The organism is Segatella baroniae B14, assembly GCF_022024235.1.
GTDB classification, from domain to species: Bacteria; Bacteroidota; Bacteroidia; order Bacteroidales; family Bacteroidaceae; genus Prevotella; species Prevotella bryantii.
In genome coordinates this window covers 833,002-854,449 of record NZ_CP091800.1, presented here as the reverse complement: position 1 = coordinate 854,449, position 21,448 = coordinate 833,002, and the positions used below count along the sequence as shown (strand labels likewise).

At 39.5% G+C, this 21,448-nt stretch carries 17 protein-coding genes and 1 pseudogene; 13 read left to right on the top strand and 5 right to left on the bottom strand.

Annotation, left to right across the window (positions count from 1 at the left end):
• Window positions 1-61 precede the first annotated feature (61 nt).
• The 13 genes and pseudogenes from L6469_RS13545 to L6469_RS13485 all read left to right on the top strand — a co-directional run bounded on the left by L6469_RS13545 (window position 62) and on the right by L6469_RS13485 (window position 11,936).
• Window positions 62-1,216: a BACON domain-containing protein gene (locus tag L6469_RS13545; protein WP_006282821.1), complete on the top strand. Its 1,155-nt coding sequence runs from the start codon at window positions 62-64 to the stop codon at window positions 1,214-1,216.
• A 58-nt stretch (window positions 1,217-1,274) separates the two neighbouring features.
• On the top strand, window positions 1,275-2,108 hold the full coding sequence (locus L6469_RS13540; RefSeq protein WP_039870727.1) for a hypothetical protein: 834 nt from the start codon (window positions 1,275-1,277) through the stop codon (window positions 2,106-2,108).
• Between the two features lie 67 nt (window positions 2,109-2,175).
• Window positions 2,176-2,499, top strand: a complete 324-nt coding sequence (locus tag L6469_RS13535) for a hypothetical protein (RefSeq protein WP_006282823.1) — start codon at window positions 2,176-2,178, stop codon at window positions 2,497-2,499.
• A gap of 247 nt (window positions 2,500-2,746) precedes the next feature.
• Window positions 2,747-3,070, top strand: coding sequence for a hypothetical protein (locus L6469_RS13530; protein WP_006282824.1), 324 nt, complete (start codon window positions 2,747-2,749; stop codon window positions 3,068-3,070).
• Window positions 3,071-3,317: 247 nt separating this feature from the next.
• A complete protein-coding gene (locus L6469_RS13525; protein WP_006282825.1) occupies window positions 3,318-3,641 on the top strand; it encodes a hypothetical protein in 324 nt (107 codons plus the stop codon).
• Window positions 3,642-3,888: 247 nt separating this feature from the next.
• Window positions 3,889-4,212: a hypothetical protein gene (locus L6469_RS13520; RefSeq protein WP_074803403.1), complete on the top strand. Its 324-nt coding sequence runs from the start codon at window positions 3,889-3,891 to the stop codon at window positions 4,210-4,212.
• 165 nt (window positions 4,213-4,377) lie between these two features.
• Window positions 4,378-4,977, top strand: coding sequence for a hypothetical protein (locus tag L6469_RS13515; protein ID WP_074803399.1), 600 nt, complete (start codon window positions 4,378-4,380; stop codon window positions 4,975-4,977).
• Window positions 4,978-5,026: 49 nt separating this feature from the next.
• The gene (locus tag L6469_RS13510; RefSeq protein WP_006281117.1) at window positions 5,027-5,566 is read left to right on the top strand and encodes a hypothetical protein; all 540 of its coding nucleotides are present in this window, start codon (window positions 5,027-5,029) and stop codon (window positions 5,564-5,566) included.
• A 16-nt stretch (window positions 5,567-5,582) separates the two neighbouring features.
• On the top strand, window positions 5,583-5,906 hold the full coding sequence (locus L6469_RS13505) for a hypothetical protein (RefSeq protein WP_039869268.1): 324 nt from the start codon (window positions 5,583-5,585) through the stop codon (window positions 5,904-5,906).
• A 292-nt stretch (window positions 5,907-6,198) separates the two neighbouring features.
• Window positions 6,199-7,281, top strand: a pseudogene (locus tag L6469_RS13500) (alpha/beta hydrolase-fold protein); the annotation flags it as partial.
• A gap of 19 nt (window positions 7,282-7,300) precedes the next feature.
• Window positions 7,301-8,677, top strand: coding sequence for a glycoside hydrolase family 43 protein (locus tag L6469_RS13495; protein ID WP_006281120.1), 1,377 nt, complete (start codon window positions 7,301-7,303; stop codon window positions 8,675-8,677).
• 236 nt (window positions 8,678-8,913) lie between these two features.
• Complete coding sequence (locus L6469_RS13490; RefSeq protein WP_006281121.1) at window positions 8,914-10,053, top strand: substrate-binding domain-containing protein; 1,140 nt, start codon at window positions 8,914-8,916, stop codon at window positions 10,051-10,053.
• A gap of 206 nt (window positions 10,054-10,259) precedes the next feature.
• Window positions 10,260-11,936 carry an ABC-F family ATP-binding cassette domain-containing protein gene (locus L6469_RS13485; protein WP_006281122.1) on the top strand — a complete coding sequence of 559 codons (1,677 nt, stop codon included), beginning with the start codon at window positions 10,260-10,262 and terminating at the stop codon, window positions 11,934-11,936.
• An 88-nt stretch (window positions 11,937-12,024) separates the two neighbouring features.
• On the opposite strand, the gene L6469_RS13480 is transcribed toward L6469_RS13485, so the two are convergent.
• Genes L6469_RS13480 through L6469_RS13460 form a run of 5 tightly spaced genes read right to left on the bottom strand, consistent with a single transcriptional unit; the run spans window position 12,025 to window position 21,183 of the window.
• The gene (locus L6469_RS13480; RefSeq protein WP_006281123.1) at window positions 12,025-12,963 is read right to left on the bottom strand and encodes a hypothetical protein; all 939 of its coding nucleotides are present in this window, start codon (window positions 12,961-12,963) and stop codon (window positions 12,025-12,027) included.
• Window positions 12,960-15,785, bottom strand: a complete 2,826-nt coding sequence (locus tag L6469_RS13475) for a S8 family serine peptidase (RefSeq protein WP_039869261.1) — start codon at window positions 15,783-15,785, stop codon at window positions 12,960-12,962. The genes L6469_RS13480 and L6469_RS13475 overlap by 4 nt, the downstream gene beginning before the upstream one ends.
• Before the next feature lie 17 nt (window positions 15,786-15,802).
• Complete coding sequence (locus L6469_RS13470) at window positions 15,803-17,326, bottom strand: DUF6850 family outer membrane beta-barrel protein (RefSeq protein WP_006281125.1); 1,524 nt, start codon at window positions 17,324-17,326, stop codon at window positions 15,803-15,805.
• Window positions 17,327-17,336: 10 nt separating this feature from the next.
• Window positions 17,337-20,069: a TonB-dependent receptor gene (locus L6469_RS13465; RefSeq protein ID WP_006281126.1), complete on the bottom strand. Its 2,733-nt coding sequence runs from the start codon at window positions 20,067-20,069 to the stop codon at window positions 17,337-17,339.
• Between the two features lie 16 nt (window positions 20,070-20,085).
• Window positions 20,086-21,183: a DUF4876 domain-containing protein gene (locus L6469_RS13460; protein WP_039869265.1), complete on the bottom strand. Its 1,098-nt coding sequence runs from the start codon at window positions 21,181-21,183 to the stop codon at window positions 20,086-20,088.
• Window positions 21,184-21,448 lie beyond the last annotated feature (265 nt).

Sequence of the window (21,448 nt, the reverse complement as noted above, 5' to 3'; positions counted from 1 at the left end):
TGACACCACGAAATGAGATCATAAAAAACGTACCGAATAATAACATTAAAACAAAATAACAATGAATAAACTATTAGGATGTATTTATATATTTGCAGGTGCACTGCTTTGTGTATCTTGTGAGAACGATGATCTGCCAACACCTACCACACCGTTGGCGATTGCTTCTCAGAATGTCGCCTTTACCAGTGTCGGCGGTACTGGAAGTGTTGTAGTAGGTAATCCTGAAGATACTTTAACAACGGTAAGAGCGGTAACTGATGCAGACTGGGCAACCGTTTCGGTATCGGGTAATACCATAACGGTCGAAGCAAAAGAAAATCCGAATATTACCAGTAGAGCAGCTTCGTTGAAAATCTATTCTGGTAGTGACTCCGTGACGACCTCTATTTCGCAGTTGGGTCTTACGTTCAATATAGAAGCTGATAAGGAGAACTATCTGGATGATCAAGCGCAACAGGGCGAAGTTACTATTCAACACACTTTACCGGTACAGTTGGTACATGTACCTGAGTGGGTGGATATTACGTCTACTGACAATGGGTTTGTTTATCAAGTTGAAGAGAATAAAACGGGTGCTTTCCGTAGAGATTATATTAAGATACAAACGGGTAATGTAGCAGATTCTATCCTGATTGCTCAGGGTGAGTTGGCCGATTTAGTAGGCGATATTATTCTTACAGGTTATAATAGCAAATTTAAGACAGTTAGTTATTCTGCATCTATCCAAGTGGCAAAAGACGATAAGCCTTACTTGGTCGTTCCAGATTTAGGAGTAACTTATCCATTCCAATGGAATCAGAAGTCACATCAAGCTATATTCTTGAGTGGAACCCAACTTGGTACGTTCAATTATCAGAATACAGCTTACAGCATTTATCCGATATTCGTTTCTTTGGCAGATGGTGCTACAATCTTTGAATCTGGTTATGGCATTGGTGCCGATTTCGTAGGTGAAGACGGGATAACGTTATCGGAATTTAAATTATTAGGTCTCAATAGCAGTGACGCAACAGAAATGGGTATCGCCTTTGGTCTTTTTGATGGAGAGAAAGCTACAGAAGACACCTATACAGGTATTAATCTTGCATTTTTGTATTATCCATCACTCATCAAATTGCCAGCCCAAGCTGCTGCAAAAAGTAATATTCCAGCAGCTTTGCTCAAAAAGAAGCAAAAAGCGAATAACAAGCTTATTACACCATTTGTCAAATAGTATTTTTAGCATAAATCATTAAACTTTTCCTTTAAAAGGAAAAGTTTAACGATGAAATATGAAAGAATTAACAATGGATGAGAAGAGGGGCTTGCTGGCCGAGGTTAATAAGCTCTTAGCTACAATCCCCGACTATCAAATGGCTATGCCCGTGATTGAGATGGAAAACAATGATATTTTCATCACCGATGGAGCATATATTAGGCGTTTATGCATTGATCACGGAGAAATATGTTACGTTTTTCTTGGCGAAACGTGCGAGGAAGCAATAGCGAGTCTTGCCCACGGAAGTATGGTCTCGTATGGCTATGAACTTTTCCCACCACGGCGCAAATGGTCTTGGGAGAAAAGCAACTCTCAACTCAACAAGTTTGAAAGCTTTCGAGCCTACTGCGATTCCTATATCTTTAAAAACATAGATCAAGCTTCACTTACCTATATGATTACTAACAGTCCAGTCTTTGATGCGATCAACCAGAAAGCTGCCGCCATACTCCAGAAGATTACTGCATACGATGTGCCGCTGGTTCGACTAATGAACAATAATTTTTCCTCCCAACTCGTTTGGTGGTATAAGAAGGAAGGGGAACGTTGGTTGTATTGTACTTTTGAGCAGGGAGAAGTCCACACAAGTATCTGTGCGGAGAATGATGATGAAATGGTATATAAAACTGTTTACGACAGCTTGGCTCATTATGCACAGAAGGAATTCGTTGTGTTCAGGGAACGCAACGGAAAGAATCCGTATCGGAAATACGATGATTTTATGGAAGAATGTCTTCGCATCGTGTATCCCGAACACAGATACCAGCGTCCTCCCGAATATGACGACCGGAAATACGAAGAGCTTGATGCTGACTATCTCAAAGGCTCGTCTCTTTCAAGTAAATAATGTTTAAAGGGAGCCATTTTTTTAGCATAAATCATTTTTTCCTTTTAAAGGAAAAGTTTAACGATATATGAAAAAAATATTTTTTATTTCAATAGTAGCTTTTGCCCTGTTGTCTTGCATGGGCTCTTCGCCTCAACAAAGTCTACAGTCCCGATTATTTGGTTTTTGGGCGCCAAGTGGTTATGAAGTTACAGTGTTCAAAATCGATAAGGATAGTTTGTATTATGTAGATGAATATCCTATTGTGGCAGTCCCTTATCAGTTTGCAGGCGATAGTATGACTATAGTTGGTGATGGTGATACTATCGTACAACATATTTCATTTCGCAAGGATACACTCGTTATGAAAAATCAGTGGGGCGATGTTAGTTGTTTTGTACCTGTTAAATGAGCTTATAATATTGGTAGAATTCATGAAAAGTAGGAATGGTACAGTAGAAGAACTTCAATTGATAGAGTTCTGTTGAAGCGAGTGACAAAATTACTAGATCCACTTAATTCTCGTGATCCTGCATTTCATATAGAAATAAAACAATACTAGCAATATCTTTAATAACTGATAGTATCATTAAAAAATGATGCTATTAGTTATACTAATTATTTGAAAAAAAAGTTTATATTATAAGATTAGTTTGAATATGAAAAAAATATTTTTTATTTCAATAGCAGCATTTATTATGCTGTCTTGCATGGGCTCTTCGCCTCAACAAAGTCTACAGTCCCGATTATTTGGTTTTTGGGCGCCAAGTGATTATGAAGTTACAGTGTTAAAAATCGATAAGGATAGTTTGTATTATGTAGATGAATATCCTATTGTGGCAGTCCCTTATCAGTTTGCAGGCGATAGTATGACTATAGTTGGTGATGGTGATACTATCGTACAACATATTTCATTTCGCAAGGATACACTCGTTATGAAAAATCAGTGGGGCGATGTTAGTTGTTTAGTACCTGTTAAATGAGCTTATAATATTGGTAGAATTCATGAAAAGTAGGAATTGTACAGTAGAAGAACTTCAATTGATAGAGTTCTGTTGAAGCGAGTGACAAAATTACTAGATCCACTTAATTCTCGTGATCCTGCATTTCATATAGAAATAAAACAATACTAGCAATATCTTTAATAACTAATAGTATCATTAAAAAATGATGCTATTAGTTATACTAATTGTTTTAAAAAAATGTTTATCTTATAAGATTTGTTTGAATATGAAAAAAATATTTTTTATTTCAATAGTAGCTTTTGCCCTGTTGTCTTGCATGGCATCTTCGCCTCAACAAAGTCTACAGTCCCGATTATTTGGTTTTTGGGCGCCAAGTGATTATGAAGTTACAGTGTTAAAAATCGATAAGGATAGTTTGTATTATGTAGATGAATATCCTATTGTGGCAGTCCCTTATCAGTTTGCAGGCGATAGTATGACTATAGTTGGTGATGGTGATACTATCGTACAACATATTTCATTTCGCAAGGATACACTCGTTATGAAAAATCAGTGGGGCGATGTTAGTTGTTTAGTACCTGTTAAATGAGCTTATAATATTGGTAGAATTCATGAAAAGTAGGAATTGTACAGTAGAAGAACTTCAATTGATAGAGTTCTGTTGAAGCGAGTGACAAAATTACTAGATCCATTTAATTCTCATGATCCTGCATTTCATATAGAAATAAAACAATACTAGCAATATCTTTAATAACTAATAGTATCATTAAAAAATGATGCTATTAGTTATACTAATTATTTGAAAAAAAAGTTTATCTTATAAGATTTGTTTGAATATGAAAAAAATATTTTTTATGTCAATAGTTGCTTTTGCCCTGTTGTCTTGCATGGCCTCTTCGCCTCAACAAAGTTTACAGTCCCGATTATATGGTTTTTGGGCGCCAAGTGGTGATGAGGTTACAGTGTTCAAAATCGATAAGGATAGTTTGTATTATGTAGATGAATATCCTATTGTGGCAGTCCCTTATCAGTTTGCAGGCGATAGTATGTCCCTAGATTATTGGGGAGCAACTATCGTACAACATATTTCATTTCGCAAGGATACACTTGTTATGAAAAATAAATTAGGCGAGGTTAATTGTTTTGTACCTGTTAAATGAACTTATAATATTGGTAGAATTCATGAAAAGTAGGAATTGTACAGTAGAAGAACTTCAATTGATAGAGTTCTGTTGAAGCGAGTGACAAAATTACTAGATCCACTTAATTCTAATGACGTGATAATCCAAATATGCTTAGAAAGAATTTCTGGAAATAACTATTATATGAAGAAGTATTATTCCTTATACCCTAAAGAAAATAAAGAAGGTGCAAGTGCATTTTTATCCGATGATGTTACAATGCCTTGTAAAATTATCCATGATAGCGATGGATTATTACAACTGCCTTATGATCTTACACTTTATTGCATTCGTGTAACTCATGATGGGTTGCAGATCAGCCAAGACTTTTCTGGTCTGAAAGAAATATGGCTTGACTATTTACCCAATAATCAGGCTTGGCCTTTATTTTCGTCACAACTAAAAAAATGTGTTGATACTTGCTTGACAGGACAAGAAAAACTTCAGTGGATTAGATGCCATGTTGTGTATAACCATGAAGTTAGAAATTATTATATTCCTATGTTCCATGAGCAATTTGACATTCTAGATGAAAGTAAATGTATTTTTGCAGGAAATGGAAGAATAATTAAACGTGTTTATTCGCAATCCAAGATTCAGAAATATAGCATCTTCCCAATACCAAATATGGACAATTGGTGGGAGATATTACCAACTTTGTTCGTTTCAGATGATATTCGCAAAAATATAAAAAAAGCGAACTTAACGGGTGTGGCGTTGAAAAGTGCCCCCATTTCTTGTTAAAAATTAAAACAAATATCAAACAAACTTAATAAGCTTACGTTTAATAAATATGAAACTATTTGTAGTAAGACTGTTATATTCACTATATTGTGCAGAATGCTGGACTTATCGCATGCCGATGAGAAAACTTGGGCCTATGTTAGATCGTTTAGCCAAACGGCTATATTTTTGGAATCCGTTCGGCTTTATTCAAAAAAACAATCCAACCTTGGAGCACTACATAAGAAATATACATAAAACGATGGACATCGTTTTTTATGATATAAATATAGGAATGGGTATTACGCGTGCAGAAGGAACATTAGTTTTTATGTTTGTTCCTTATGAAATGCTTATTCTATCAGTTTTCAAGAAACTTAGAATACTTCCTATTCAGAATTCCCATTTCAATATATTTCTTATAATCACTTGTGGTCTCTCTTTACTGTTTACCCACTTCTTGGACCCCAAAAATGAGGAATATATAGACTATTTCCATAAATTTGAAAGTCATAAGAATAATGCAGTTTGGCATGTCATTTCTTCTATATTTTTCATTGGCGCAATTTGTGCAGGTATAATCAGCATTATGTGGTGGAATGAAAACTAAAGCAGAATCTGAAAATATGAAAAAAATATTTTTTATTTCAATAGTTGCTTTTGCCCTGTTGTCTTGCATGGCCTCTTCGCCTCAACAAAGTCTACAGTCCCGATTATTTGGTTTTTGGGCGCCAAGTGATTATGAAGTTACAGTGTTCAAAATCGATAAGGATAGTTTGTATTATGTAGATGAATATCCTATTGTGGCAGTCCCTTATCAGTTTGCAGGCGATAGTATGACTATAGTTAGTGATGGTGATACTATCGTACAACATATTTCATTTCGCAAGGATACACTCGTTATGAAAAATCAGTGGGGCGATGTTAGTTGTTTAGTACCTGTTAAATGAGCTTATAATATTGGTAGAATTCATGAAAAGTAGGAGGAAACTAATTCACGCACCTAACGAAAATACTTGACATGCTACCCATCTTAAACATAATTAATCCCCAAATGTAACATAGAGAATAGTAAAAGGTACGTTTCACAAAGTTTATCTCATTGCTTTTTGGTAATTTTGCAGCCGAACTAAAATACCTAAACCAATGAAACAAATTATTTTTGCGAGTAAATGTATGCTTACGCTGGCTTTAACCTTGGCCAGTGTACATGTAGCCCCGGCATTTGGTCAAACGATAAATGTACCAGCAGATGCTGTTGTCGCTTCAACTGCAGAGCCGGGTAATCAATTTCCTAAAGTAGACTCACAGCGCCGTGCTTATTTTACTCTTTCTGCTCCGGAAGCGAAAGATGTAAAAGTAGATATTTGTGGCAAAAAATATGATATGAAGCGAGATGAGAAAGGCGTGTGGAGCGCTGTTACTGATCCGCTCGTAGTGGGCTTTCATTATTATTTTATGATTGTTGATGGCGTGCGTATGTCAGACCCTGCCAGTGATACGTTCTTTGGCTGTCATGTGCAAGCAAGTGGTATCGAGATACCAGAAGGAAAAGAGGGCGATTACTATCGACTGCAGCAGGGCGTGGCGAAAGGACAGGTTCGTTCTATGCAATATTTTGCAAAGAGTACAGGGCAGTGGCGCAGAGCAATGGTCTATACTCCGGCAGAATATGAACAGGGTAATAAGCGCTATCCTGTACTTTACCTACAGCATGGTATGGGTGAAGATGAAACAGGATGGAGCAAACAGGGTATGATGATGAATATTCTGGATAATGCGATTGCCAAGGGTGATGCCGTTCCTATGATCGTGGTCATGGAGAGTGGTGATGTGAAAGCTCCTTTCAATTTTGCTTCAGGGGCAAGTAATAAAGCTGGTAATAGTCAGTATGGTGCCAGTTTTTATAAGGTTTTGCTCAATGACCTGATTCCTACTGTGGAGAAGACTTTCCGTACGTATACTGATCGAGATCATCGTGCGATGGCTGGTCTCTCTTGGGGTGGTCATCAGACTTTTGATATGGTATTTACAAATCTTGATAAGTTCTCGTATGCGGGTGCTTTCAGTGGAGCTATCTTTGGACTCGATATTCATGCTACTTACGATGGTATATTCTCTCGTCCTAAGGAGGTGAACAGTAAGTTACATTATTTATTTATGGGGTATGGTTCTGAAGAACACTGGATTGGTACCCAAGGGTTGGCTAAACAGCTACAGCAAGCAGGCATCAAGCTGGATACCTACGTTTCACAAGGTACAGACCATGAGTGGCTTACGTGGCGTCGATGCCTGAATCAGTTTATTCCTCATCTTTTCAAGTAAATCGTAATCTATAATTAAAATGAAAAATATTCTCTTAGGTTTAGCTTTGACAGCATCAACTTTTGCTCAAGCTCAAAATCCTGTTATCCAAACCCGTTATACGGCTGATCCCGCTCCGTTGGCGACAAAAGACAGACTTTATCTCTATGCTGATGTGGATGAACCGCATGCAGATTTCTTCTGGATGTATCAGTGGCGTGTGTATTCGACAACAGACATGGTGAATTGGACTGATCATGGTGAAGTTATCGGACTGAATACATTTTCATGGGCTGATGACCGTGCCTGGGCCACACAGTGTTGTGAACGTAACGGTAAGTATTACTGGTATGTATGTGCCCATAGCAAACTCTCTGGTGGTATGGCTATCGGCGTAGCTGTAGCCGACAGTCCGACGGGGCCTTTTAGGGATGCACTCGGACATCCACTATACGATGATGGTAAGTGGGATAATATCGACCCTACCGTACTTGTAGATGGTAAGAAAGCCTATCTAGTATGGGGTAATCCAGAGATTCACCAGGCAGAACTTAACGATAATATGGTTAGTTTTGTAAGCGATGTTACCCTCGTGCATCAAGATGAGAAGAGTTTTGGAGCACCTTCTCCGCTGTTCCGTGATTCTGCTAAAGTAGCTAATCATGCATATAAGGATATCTATACCGAAGGTCCATGGCTTTCTAAGCATGGTAAAAACTATTATATGCTTTATGCTGCAGGTGGTGTACCAGAACATATCGCTTATTCGATGAGTAAGAAACCTATGGGACCGTGGACTTACAAAGGCACGATTATGCCACAACTGAACAGTACGCAGTCGTTTACTAATCATTGCGGTATTGTCGATTTCAAAGGACATAGCTATTTCTTCTATCATACTGGAAATCTTCCTGGTGGCGGTGGATTCGACCGCAGTACAGCCATCGAGGAGTTTACCTGGAATGCTGATGGTACTATTCCAACGATTATGCCTACTAAAGAGGGTGTAGCTCCTGTAGGTACACTTAATCCTTTCGAACGTGTAGAAGCAGAAACCATCGGTTATTGCGATGGACTTACGACCGATCAGAATGACAAAGATGGTGTGTATGTGAGCGAAGTTAAGAATGGTAGTTGGTTAAAGGTACGCGAGGTCGATATGAATAGTGGTGCCAAGAATATTACCGTTCGTGTGGCCAGTGCTACACAGGGTGGCTACATAGATATCTTTGCTGATAGTATCAGTAAAACTCCTCTCGCAACCATCGAGGTGCCTTCTACTAAGGGATGGGAAAACTGGATAACCCTTTCTGCTCATCTCAAAGACAGCCCTGTCGGTGTGCATGATATCTATTTTGCTTTCCGTGGGCAGAAGGGACGCAAACTCATGAACTTTGACTGGTGGAAGATGGATTAAAAGTCTACAATCCAATAGTATAAGATAAAACCTGTGCAGAAGTAAATTGACAACTTCTGTACAGGTTTTATCTTATATTTTATGTCATTTCCGAGATATTTACACGTATTTTTAAAAAAAATAGCAAGAAATCTATATACTATCCCCAAAAAAATGTATATTTGGCAATAGTATATAGAGATGAAAAAGTAGTATATATTCGCTTAAGTAGACATAATTATATCAAGTAATAGCTTATGAAGCACTATTTTTATATTTGCATTTTACTAGTCGTTTTGGTTTGTTCTTGTACAGAACAAAAAGAACAAAAATACGTTATTGGTGTTTCTCTATCTAGCATGGACAATTGGAGAAATCAATTGAGTAAGGAGATGAGGGAGTTTAAGTATTTCGATCCAAATATTGATGTAAATATTGTTTCTGACGAGGACTATTCGCAAAAGCAGTCTGATCAGATTAATATGCTTATCGATGAAGGTATAGATGTGCTGGTGGTAGCACCTAATTATAATGACTCTCTTGTCGAAGCTATCAATCGTGCGTATGAAAATCACATTCCTGTTATTTTTTACGGTCATAAGGTGGATACCTGTCATTATACGGCCTATATCGGTGCTGATAATTATGATATCGGCTATTCTATCGGGCAATATATGTGTGCCCGACTTCGTGGCAGGGGTAATGTCGTAGAATTAAAAGGCTTAAAAGATTATATGCCTACCATAGAGCGCCATCAGGGGTTTATGGATGCTATCGCTAAATGCCCAGGTATACGTATTATTGCATCAGAATATGCCGACTATAAAGCAGAACCGGCTACTAAGGTGATGGATAGTATTCTTAATAAGCGTACGGATATCGATTATGTCTTCGGACATAATGATATTATGGCGAATGCTGCATACAAATGCGTAAAGAAACATGGCATTAAGCGTACTATTCTTTATTCTGGCGTAGATGCGCTTAACATACCTGGTGGTGGACTGGAATTGGTGCGTGATGGTAAAATCAGTGCTACTTGTACTTATCCGACGCGCGGTGATAAGGTCATAGAATTGGCTCAGAAAATATTGCATGGTGAAAAATATGCCAAAGTTAATAAACTGAAAACGACTGTGATAACACCTACTAATGTAGGTATTATGATACAGTTTGCTGAGGAGTTAGAGCGCCAGGAAAATAATTTGGAATTGCTTTACCATCAGATAGATGACTACCTAAAGGAATACAAGCAATACCGCATGATTAATATTTTCGTTTTTGTTTTTATTCTATTTATTATTACACGTACAATCATTCTTTATATAGCTAATCGGAAAAAGGGAAAAAAGATTAAAGAGTTGCAAGACCGTATTATACGATTAACGAGAAGATAAACCGTACCCAGAATAGTTCTGTAAGAGATAATTCTCGCCAAGAACGTCAAGACGCAAAGGCTTTTGTATCTTGGCGTCTTGGCGAGAAAAGTTTTATTTTTAGGAATACAAGCCGAAAGAGATCAACTTTAACATAAAAATCCTTTGCACACATAGTGCTCTTTGCAAGAATAAAATGTACCTTTGCAGCCGTAAAAAGATAAAACATGATTTCAGTAGATAATTTAACGGTTGAATTTGGGGTAAAACCACTGTACAAGAATATTTCTTATGTCGTAAACGAGAAAGATCGTATCGCCCTCGTCGGCAAAAATGGAGCAGGTAAGTCTACTATGCTCAAGATTCTTTGTGGGTTACAGAAACCTACCTCAGGCTCTGTCAATATAGGTACCAATACCACTGTGGGCTATTTGCCTCAGGTAATGAAACTGAGCGATGATACCACAGTTCGTGAGGAAACTCGCAAGGCTTTTGCCGATACTACCAAGTTGAAGGCGAAGATAGACCAGATGCAGGAGGAAATGAATACACGTACCGACTATGAAAGCGATAGCTATACCGAACTGGTTACGCGCTTTACTGATGCTTACGACCAATATATGATGCTCGGTGGTGATGGCTATGAAGCAGAGATGGAACGTACCCTTATCGGTTTGGGATTCGAACGTACTGATTTCGACCGTCCTACTAGTGAGTTTTCTGGTGGATGGCGCATGCGTATTGAGTTAGCTAAGATTTTGCTTCGCAAACCGGATGTGCTTTTGCTCGACGAGCCTACCAATCACCTCGATATCGAATCTATCCAGTGGTTGGAACAGTATCTGCAGTCTTTTGCCAAAGCCGTAGTTCTCGTTTCGCACGACCGTACCTTTATTAATAATGTCACCAATCGTACACTCGAAATTACATGTTCTCATGTAGAAGATTATCGTGTAAAATATGATAAATACTTGGAGCTTCGCAAAGAGCGTCGTGAACAGCAGTTGCGTGCTTATGAGAACCAGCAGAAAGAGATAGCTGATATCAGGGCTTTTGTTGATCGTTTCCGCTATCAGGCAACTAAAGCCGTACAGGTGCAACAGCGTTTGCGCCAGTTGGATAAAATAGTACCTATCGAGGTAGACGAAGTGGATAATAAGGCTATGCACCTCAAATTTCCACCTTGCCTTCGCTCTGGCGATTTTCCTGTTATTTGTGAGAATGTGAGCAAAACTTATCCTAAACGTCTTTATCAGGAGCGTCAGCATCTAGAAAGTAGTGGCGATCATACCGTATTCTCTGGTGTAAATCTGACGATAAGAAGAGGGGAAAAAGTTGCTTTTGTCGGTAAGAATGGTGAAGGTAAGAGTACATTGGTAAAATGTATTATGGGACAGATTCCGTTTGAAGGTAATCTGAAAATCGGTCATAATGTGCAGATTGGTTATTTTGCTCAGAATCAGGCTCAGCTTCTCGATGATGATTTAAGTATCTATGATACCATCGACCGTGTGGCAAAAGGTGAAATCAGACTCAAGATTAATGATCTGCTGGGTGCTTTCATGTTTGGTGGTGAAACTTCAGAGAAAAAAGTAAAAGTATTATCCGGTGGTGAGCGTTCTCGATTAGCGATGATAAGACTCCTCTTAGAACCGGTTAACTTGCTTATTCTCGATGAGCCTACTAATCACCTCGACCTTCAGAGTAAAGATGTGCTTAAAGAAGCAATTAAAGCCTTTGATGGTACTGCGATTATCGTCAGTCACGACCGTGAATTCCTGGATGGACTGGTAAGCAAAGTATATGAGTTTGGCGGTGGTAAGGTTAGAGAGCACCTTGGGGGTATCTATGATTACCTTCGTCATCACAATGCTGAAACGATTAATGATGCACTCCAAAAGTAAGGAGTTGAATGGCTCAATATAAACATCCTCCATTTATTAGAATAAGTGGAGGATGTTTTTTTTGATTAGGAACGGTTTATTTCTAAGTTTAGAAATTATAGTTTACCCCAATCATACCATAGTTTACACCATCATTTTCAAGCGTTAATTTTATAGTACCGTCTACATTAATTTTACCGAAGGATAATCCCAATCCCGGAGCAAGATAGTTATCATCGTCACCTATATGTCCGCCTATACGGATGGTATAGTGATGGTATAACTGATAGTCTATGCCTCCTGCCAGTGTAGAAGTTTGTTTGGCATATTCTACGGTAGGATAGACGCCACCATCTACATTAACAGCAATATTATGGTTCTGGTTTACCTGTAGTGCTATTGCACCCCCTGCATGTATTAGAGGTGACAGCGATTTATTGGCATTATGTGTAGATACTATGCCAAGATCACGAAGACCAATTCCTATTTGATAGGTTGCTTTCTTGTAATGATTAGCATAACTTGCCCCCAGACCAATGCGATAGGAGTTTGTTTGTGTAACCGTTTTTTCAGAAGCAAGACCTAGTGTGGTATAGATGCTGAAGTGATGAAATTTGTGGGCATAGCCTAGATCTATAGTATAGGAATACATATGGATGGATCCTTCAACAGGTTGCATATTGTCATCGAGGAGATTGTTGAGGGTGCCTTGTTCATAATATCTGGCTCCAAGCATGATCATACTGTTTTGTTGGCGATGGGCAGCTGTTAAAGTATGAAAAGTCGGTTTGGAAGATTTTTGATCAATCCATCCCAGTGAATAGCTGACTACATTTTCTCGCATAGAGCATTCTGTATTCCACGATGGATTGGCGTAAATATTACCACCATCTGCATAGCTAAAGGTGGAACCTCCATGAGCCAGAGATACAGCTGAACCTGGAAGATCCAATACGGCAAACCGGCGCCCCTGTGCTTGAAGTCGATTTGGGGTAGCAAGCAGAACTGCTATGAGTAAGCTTGCTATATATATTTTAATTTTTGTCATTCTTTAATAAATTTTTCTTCGTATGATTGATTTTTATGGGACAGGGTCAATGTGTAGCTGCCACTGGTAAGTTGTGATATATCTATAAGCCAGGTTCGTTTTTGGGCATCGAGATTGGTCGTGTTAAAGGATAATTTACGTACGCGTTTACCGGCTGCATTTCGAATGCTGACAGTACATTGTCCTTCTATGTCGTCACCCACACGAAGATAGATAGTAGAAGTTGCTATGGTTGGATAGAGAGCGTAAATGCCAGGATTGGTATATACAAACACAGGTATCTGAAACTTGCCGGTCTGTCCATGTTCGTCTGTTGCTTCCACTTTGATGTAGCCTTCACCCCATGAAGTTCCTTTCAGTGTAACGTTTTTGCCTTCTTGATGGAGGGTGAGGTTGGTGCTTGGGGTAACGGTTAATTGCAAAGCTTCAGGCTTCTCGTCATCGATGTATTGTAACAGGTTGACAACAGTTGTTTGCCCTACTGCAAGATGTACTCGAGGTGTAGAAGACTTAACAGATGGAATATGGTCTGCTATGATCTCTACCACGAAGTTCAGGGTAGTTTCTGCGTTGTACTCATCCTTGACGGTCAATTTAAACGGATATATTCCTGGAATGTATTTGCTGGCATTGATATGTACTTTAATGTCATCACCAGTGTGGGAAACGCTGAGCTGACTACCATTAGTCAATGAATAAGAGCATTTATGGCCATCAGGATCGTAAACGTGAAAGATGACATCAGCTTGGTCATTACCGGCCAAAGTAATCCGCTTGTTTTCTACATTCGTAGTAATAACAGGTGGATGATTCTTAAGCGTGGAGATGCCGTGATCCAGTATAGCTACTTCTGATGCTTTGCCATTTCGGGCTACTGCCTGTACGGCAAAATAATAAGTCGTGTTAGATAGGGCACGGCTGTTTGTACGGGTGAAAATTTGGTCTGCTACAGCGTAATTGGCATTGATGCGGTGGCTGGCAGCCTGCTGATAGTTGCTTAGGGTGATAGGCGATGTACTATAGTATAGGCGATAGTACTGCAAGGAACCGTCACTGCCCTGATTCTTGGATTTCCAGCTTACACTTACACTTCCATATCCTTGTCTTATGCTGTCTGAGATAAATACAGGAGTTTCAGGTTTAATATTCTGATTGTAATCGGTCAGTGCCATGAGTGCGTCAACATAGCCTAGTCCCATACCATCATGATAGGTATGTGATACATATTCATTGTAATCCATTCCTTTCACCGAAGAGAGTAATCGTTGGCGAAGTTCTGCAGCGGTGAAATCAGGACCTCCGAAATGTGAGGCTATCAGCGCTGCAATGCCCGATACATGTGGACAAGCCATTGAGGTACCTTGCATATAGGCATAGCCATATCTTCCTTCCGCATTACGAGGAACTGTTGAAAGTATAGCAGAAGTAGGTGATCCGTTCTCTTCCGGATATTTGCTATAGATAGTTTGTGTACCCCCAGGAGCTGCCAGGTCTACGGTCTCGCCATAGTTGGTATACCATGAAGCCTCATAATCAGGGTTAAATGCTGCAACGCTGATGACATTCTCTTCTGCAGCAGGATATTGTGGAGAATCTGTTCCGTCGTTTCCTGCAGCAAAGATAACGACTCCTCCTTTCATGACGGGCTTTTTAGTGTGCTCGCCACCAGCATTCTCGTTGAAATAGGCAATAGCTTCTTTAATTACCTGAGGTGTAAATTGATACATCTGTCCGAATCCCCAGGAATTTTGACTGATGATGGCGCCGTTATTGGCACTATATACTATGGCTGCAGCGTCCAGATTGCGATCACCGGTACCTATTGTTTCACTTGAGTTAGGATCATTTTCATCGTAATCCGGATTGTCCTTGAATATTTGACAGCACATGATTTTTACTCCTGTATCTGGATTTCCATTACCACCAGCTATGCCACATACCCCAAGACCATTGTTGTTGCGGGCAGCTATCGTTCCGGCAACATGTGTTCCGTGTCTTGTGGGTTCTATGGCACAAGTATCATCCACGAAGTTATAGCCGTAATAATCATCCACATAGCCATTGTTGTCATCGTCAATACCATTACCGGGAATCTCACCTTCATTACACCATAAACTGCCTTGAAGATCTGGGTGAGACAAGTCTACACCTCCATCAGTCACGGCTACTATGACATTGGGACTTCCTGTAGTTATTTTCCAGGCTGGCTCTATGTTTATATCTGCCCCTTTCATACTGCTGATAATTTGTTGACCTTTTGCATCAACATAGTTTCCGATGGTGCCGTCATTCTTGAAGTCCCATTGGCGTATGTATAGAGGATCATTAAAACCTGTGGTGGCTCGTGTATCTGTTTTCTTTACTTTGGAATCAACTCTCGTTATCGTATACGATTCCAACTGAGGGTGGTAAACGGGTTCTACATATGTGGCCACGTCTGTGGTTGTAGTCATGGCCATCGCTCTGCTTATTGATGTCGGATTTTTATCAATGTAGACAGTATACCATAGGTTTAATCCTGCCATGCGCTGTCGGTCTTCATCTTTTCCGGCGTATGGGAAAATACGTGTTATATGACTGGATCCTATTTGACGCAGATAGGAATCAAGTTCACTACAACCTGTTGGAAGTGTAAGTGTATTTGAGTTATTGTTGATCTGAGCAGCATATTCGCTCTTTAATTTTATGCTAATCTTGTCATGGCTAATGCTTTCTGTCTGTGGAGCATTACTATAGTCTACCATTGACAGATTGTCCTTACAGCTTGTAGACCCGATAATAAGCCAAGCAATAACCAGATGATGTATTGTTCTAAATTTCATGTCGTTATAATCTCAATTTAAAAAAGATAGAATAAGCCTGTAGTCATTACCATCTGTTGCCGATAATCTGAATTAAGATAATCTTGTGCGAAATAAAAACCTACAGATTGATGTGCTTTTACAGGCACAGATATTTGTACAGAGGCTCCTGCTGTTTGGTGATTTTCTCCGCGCAGCAGATAGGGGATGTAGGCCATGGTGAGTTGCGTCTTATCTGCATTGCCAGGGATGGAATAGGTATTTTTTGTTCCACCCTGTGTGCTTGCATATACAGAAATCTTCCATTGTAATGACTTTTGGATTGATTGGTATCCTACACCAAGAAGAGCAGATGTTGTCTGGTTTTCAATTTTCATAATAGGACTCTTGTATTTCTCTTCGAAATGGTTGTATGTAAATCCAGCGAAAACGTCAAGAGATGATGTCGGTGTAAGATTTTGTATGTATTTCATTTTGATGTCTGCAGACTGCCAGTTGTTGGCATAAAGGTCATTACTACCAACTTTTACATAGTCGTATAGTCCGCCCTGGGCATCCTGAATCTGCTGTTGGTATACAGCTTCGCTACCTTTTCTTAGATGTTCTTGGGCCGTAAACTGGAAATGGAGGGAGGAATTCGTAAATTGACGAGATAGGAGCAGTTGCTGTTGAAAATGATGGGTGCGAGAGGTAAAGAGCTCCTTGAAATTGGCTTCCTCACAGTTCATGGCACTGTATTTCCAGAAGGCATGAAGTGCCCAATTCCATGTGCCTTTATGAAACCAGGCTGCATCAGTACCAATTGATAATTGGGTTTGTTGTCTGCCATAGGTTATTGCCCCTTGCGTTTCTCGTCGATTCCAAAGACCGAAGCCATAAAACTGGAAGTATTTCACACCATCCATAATACTGTTGGCTGAAATGCTCTCACGAATCCATTCTGGCGAGAACTTGATAGCCAGAATATCGTGGGCATAAACTCTAGAACAAGCGAGTCCCATACGGATATGGTGGGCATAGTTGGCAAGTCGGGGATCATTGGAACGCGATAGTGCGATACCTTCATAATCAACTTCTGTGCCTAATGCGTATTTGCCTAGATTAAAACTGTATCCCCCCAAGACATGGTAAGTCTCGATGTCCATCGTGGTTGCCCCCAGTGTATCACTGACCAGATAAGGCCTCATCTCTTCCGGATAAGCCGAGTAGCTGTACGATGTTTGGGTACGTCTTCCTGACTGGTAGCTGGCCTGCCCATATAATGTACCCGATTCTTTGATATGAAGTTGACCTTGGGCAAGAAGTTGGCCGAAGGTATGTCGTTTACCCAGGTAGTGAACAAATTGTCCCGATGAGTTGTCATTCGTAAAAGAGGCTTGTATCCTGTTGGGGATATGCTTATATAGATAATCCGTGCTATCGGTAAGTTGAATCAGATAGTTATAGAGTGAACTCATATGTTGAGCCATTTCTATAGGTGCATTTTCAACATCCATACGCTGTGCCCTTGCCATGATAGGTGTTAGCAAGAGCAAAAGTATTTGTATTATTTTTTTTGTCATTCTATTCCTTTTAGAGTGATATCATCAACTCAGCGCCAAAGAAAGGTTTGTGCCAGTTTCTTACAGTGTGTTGATTGCCATCTTTATACTTTGGAGAAATCTGTACGATATTATTGGCAAAGAAAGATAGCTTTACATGTTCGTTAAATTCCTTTGTTGCTTTAAGATTCCATAATAGAGATACAGGTTGTCTTGTCTTATTGTAGCGGGAAGAAAGAAAATCGCGCTTCAGACTCTGTAACTGGGAATCATGTGTCAGATCAAACGGATGAATTTTGCCATCTGTATCCATATAGTGTTCTGGGTATTCATCTACATCGGTTGAAAGATGTGACTCCTGAAACCATACTATCTGGATGAAATTAGTAAAGATAAGTTTCCATTTAGGTAGATGGGTATTTATCCAACAGTTTGTATTGAAACTTGAAGCATACTGTTTGTCAAATCCATCATATATGCCCACATAGGGATACATCTGATCGCCAACCATAACAGAAGGGCGATACATGACTGGTACACCACTGGAATAGATAGTAGAATAATATGCTCCATTGATTTCTATTTCACTTTTAATAGCACTTATGTTAGGAATATGAATACGATATTCAAGTCCTCTTTTTTCCGTTTTGGCACTGTTTGCAGGTTGGCGTAGTGACATGAATGTGTACATTTCTCTTGCCAGGAAATCGTCTCGTGTCGGACGTCCGTCAACTTGATTCTTGAGTTGGTAATAGTAGGTATAGTGGGCTGGTGTGTAGCTTGTGAAATATTCTATTCCCCCCTTCATCAATTCGTGGAAGGCGGTCAGATTAAGTTCCAATCCCTTCCATCTCATATCATACCCCACTTCCATCTTCACATTACGGTTGGCTTCTAGTTGTGGATTTACAGGATTTTGAATCTTCGTATTGGTAATGAGCAGTCGCTTGGAAGGGTCAGAGAAATAAGCATTGAGTGCTATATAGTCGTGATAAACCAGATCTGGATATAAATAATCTGCTGATGGTAGTTTGTTTTCAACACCATAACCTATGCGAATCGTATGACTCATTTCGTGTCTTCCAGCCTGGTGATAGAGCGTATAGGCCGTCTGCAGGCGAGGTTCAAACAGCATCTTGTGTTGCAGACTATAAGAATCGGGTAGATTCATCATCATCACTTCACGAATGCCCAGAGAATTATTCCATTCATGCATGTTGCGGCGATAGCGTAACTTGGCTTCCAAATATCCAGCCTGATTTACTAGTGCTGGAATATCACTGTTTTTGCGTGGACGAATAAACTCTTCTGAAGGAAATGGTGGCCGGTTGGTGTCTACCACAGCACCATCGCCCAAATTCTTGGTATAGTTGTATGATCCTCCTAGTAAAATGCTATAATTCCAGTTTTCATTCAACAGTCCATATTTATGGGCATTAAGTTCAGAGAAAATGGTCAGGGGCCTATTGTCTATTTCATAATAAGTGTCATAGGTAGAAGGGAGGTAAGTGCCCTCATGTTCACCTTCTTCCGTACTCTGTTGCAATGGCATAACAGTACGGTTGATCACATGCTTATCGTGCTTCAGTACATCTTGGGTGTAATCGTACGAAGCTGTTAGTTCCACATCATCTATCCATGCCTTATTTAAGGTCATCTTTAGTTTACCTGAAAATGTAGCGTGCTGGTAATGTGAATTATATTTCTCGTGATAAGATTCTATTAATTCATCTGTCTTATTATTGCTGAATGAAGTGATATAACTGCCAGAAACATTCATATCGACCTTCTTGCCCCACCAGCGGCGCTGGTTATTCCAATTCAGCTGACCTGTAATGCGATGATATGCACCACGGGCATCAGAAATATCAGCCTGTGAACGTACGATATCAAACCCAGCATAAAGAGTACCCAATTTCTCAGATAAATAGAACCCTTTGCCTAAATAGGCCAACTTATTCTGAGGATCAAATTTTGTGCGAACTTTAAGTGGACTGGCCCCTTGTTTTACATGAACATCTATGGACCCAGAACTTAGGTTTCCCTCTTTGGCAGAAGATATGCCTCGGTTAATGGTAACGCTTTGAATATGGTCTGTAGATAACGTTCTCAAATCTGTACCGGCATTGACTCTTACATTGCCTTCCCCATCAGCAGCATAATTTCCAATCACACCGCTCATCTGAATGCGCATACCGTCGTTATGCTGAGGAATACCATTAACGGTAAGCCCCATTCCAAAGGAAGAACTCAAATCAGTACCCACTTGTCTACTGTTGACTAATCCACCGTTTTGCATATTTGTATCACCCATTTTTCCCCCAGGCAATAGGGCAAAAATGTCTATCAGTGAGGTAGGCTGTATATATTCTAAGGCCTCTTGCTCGATGGTGGCCTTACTGCCAATTTTGTCTCGGTACTGAGCTGAAACTACGACCTCTTTTAGGCCCATGCTCTGTTCTTCTATGCTGACGTGTATCTGTTTTGTTCCTGGTACAAGAACGACTTCTTTCGTTTGATACCCCAAACAAGTGATCTGCAGATGAATTTTTTGTTTGATGTCAAATGAAAGAGTAAAATTACCATCTATATCAGACACCGTACTCTTACCTATTTCTCTCGCATAAATGGATGCAAAGGCTATAGCCTCTCCATTTTTGGTGTTTGTGATTCTACCCTTTATAGGAGTGCTCGCATATAAGTTGGTGCAGCACGTAAAGAGGAAGAAACACACACCAAAAAAGATAATAAAAAATCGTTTCACTTATTCAGTCTGTTTTCTATTTCTTAGAATAGTTTTTCTGACCATTTGGTACGACAACAAAATCGTTTTCACTATTATTGGTATCCTGTACATAACCATTAGAAGTAGGTCTACGCTGTACAAACTGATTTTGGAAACCGCCATACATACCTGTATCCTGTATGTAAATTACACCTTTGTCTACATTTGCAGGCAGCACTTTGTGGAACATATTGTCAACACTTGCCGTTTCCACACCATCAATAATCCATGAGGTTGGTATTACGAGATAGTCTTGCATCTGGTTGCCCCAGCTTCCTGTAACTTTCATGTTTCTAAGATTGTTCTTGACGTATGTCGTAAGGTCTGTATTACCTGTACGAAGAAGCATGATAGGTGCGTACCCTCCATATCCCCATGAGAATGCCTGAAACATAGAGTAGTTTACAATCAAATTAGGTACTTCCGGATTATCTGTTGTCATAGAATACTCGTAAGGTACATATACCTCAAAGTCTGCTCCACTCAGATCGCGTGCTGCTGGTTTTGTGCCATTTTGAGTATGGTCTATCGCAGAATGGGCTATGACTAGTGATTCTCCTGGCTGTACAAGATGGTCACGGCCATTGCCTGGAATAGTATATAGCTGACTTACAACGATAGAGTCGTGATCCAGTCTACTGCTCTTGATACCATCATCTTCGGTACAGTTATAATCGCCTGCAATGGCAAAAGAGAGTCCATCTGCATAAAGTGGGCGATTGCTTACATTGCGAATAGTAAAGTACTCTTCATAGTAATTGTTGTCCCAATCGCCATTAGATGAACAGTTGAAAAATAATTCATCCAACACGAAGGTCTTTTCCATGCTGAGTTGAAGATCTTTCAATGGAATAGAACATGAAGTGTTGGTTGAACTGAGTGTAAAGTCATCCACATGTCCATACATGGTACTTGCACCATTCACGAGGTCTTCTGCGGTAATGTTATATTGTCCTAAAGGCAGAGAGAATACGACTGTTCCAGATGCGTCAGGTGTGGCTGTAAACTTGGTAGCTGATCGCGACTCAATAGCTGTTACTGTAAATGAGGTGAAGTCTACATTGTCTTTATCGCTGATTAATTTAATCGTCATAGTGTTTAAATTCTCACTGTCATCACTAGATGTACAGGCGGTAAAAGTTAGCGTACATAACATGAGAAGTAAACACAATAAGTTCTTTACTGTTTTGGGATACATTATCGAAAAAATCATATTAATAGTTTATTTTTTTATAAATTTTTTTGCGATTGCAAAAGTACGGATATTTATACGCATTAAAAATACCTAAAAACTATGATTTTTTGTAAAGAATTCAAAGTGAAATCAATATTCAGTCATCACTAATAATGATAATATA

What these genes read in the sequence shown, in the direction of transcription:
- L6469_RS13530 (WP_006282824.1), top strand. Translation starts at nt 2,747, where the DNA reads ATGAAAAAAATATTTTTTATTTCAATAGCAGCATTTATTATGCTGTCT.
- L6469_RS13535 (WP_006282823.1), top strand. Translation starts at nt 2,176, where the DNA reads ATGAAAAAAATATTTTTTATTTCAATAGTAGCTTTTGCCCTGTTGTCT.
- L6469_RS13540 (WP_039870727.1), top strand. Translation starts at nt 1,275, where the DNA reads ATGAAAGAATTAACAATGGATGAGAAGAGGGGCTTGCTGGCCGAGGTT.
- L6469_RS13495 (WP_006281120.1), top strand. Translation starts at nt 7,301, where the DNA reads ATGAAAAATATTCTCTTAGGTTTAGCTTTGACAGCATCAACTTTTGCT.
- L6469_RS13470 (WP_006281125.1), bottom strand. Translation starts at nt 17,326, where the DNA reads ATGACAAAAAAAATAATACAAATACTTTTGCTCTTGCTAACACCTATC.
- L6469_RS13490 (WP_006281121.1), top strand. Translation starts at nt 8,914, where the DNA reads ATGAAGCACTATTTTTATATTTGCATTTTACTAGTCGTTTTGGTTTGT.
- L6469_RS13520 (WP_074803403.1), top strand. Translation starts at nt 3,889, where the DNA reads ATGAAAAAAATATTTTTTATGTCAATAGTTGCTTTTGCCCTGTTGTCT.
- L6469_RS13515 (WP_074803399.1), top strand. Translation starts at nt 4,378, where the DNA reads ATGAAGAAGTATTATTCCTTATACCCTAAAGAAAATAAAGAAGGTGCA.
- L6469_RS13475 (WP_039869261.1), bottom strand. Translation starts at nt 15,785, where the DNA reads ATGAAATTTAGAACAATACATCATCTGGTTATTGCTTGGCTTATTATC.
- L6469_RS13545 (WP_006282821.1), top strand. Translation starts at nt 62, where the DNA reads ATGAATAAACTATTAGGATGTATTTATATATTTGCAGGTGCACTGCTT.
- L6469_RS13505 (WP_039869268.1), top strand. Translation starts at nt 5,583, where the DNA reads ATGAAAAAAATATTTTTTATTTCAATAGTTGCTTTTGCCCTGTTGTCT.
- L6469_RS13460 (WP_039869265.1), bottom strand. Translation starts at nt 21,183, where the DNA reads ATGACGATTAAATTAATCAGCGATAAAGACAATGTAGACTTCACCTCA.
- L6469_RS13485 (WP_006281122.1), top strand. Translation starts at nt 10,260, where the DNA reads ATGATTTCAGTAGATAATTTAACGGTTGAATTTGGGGTAAAACCACTG.
- L6469_RS13510 (WP_006281117.1), top strand. Translation starts at nt 5,027, where the DNA reads ATGAAACTATTTGTAGTAAGACTGTTATATTCACTATATTGTGCAGAA.
- L6469_RS13480 (WP_006281123.1), bottom strand. Translation starts at nt 12,963, where the DNA reads ATGACAAAAATTAAAATATATATAGCAAGCTTACTCATAGCAGTTCTG.
- L6469_RS13525 (WP_006282825.1), top strand. Translation starts at nt 3,318, where the DNA reads ATGAAAAAAATATTTTTTATTTCAATAGTAGCTTTTGCCCTGTTGTCT.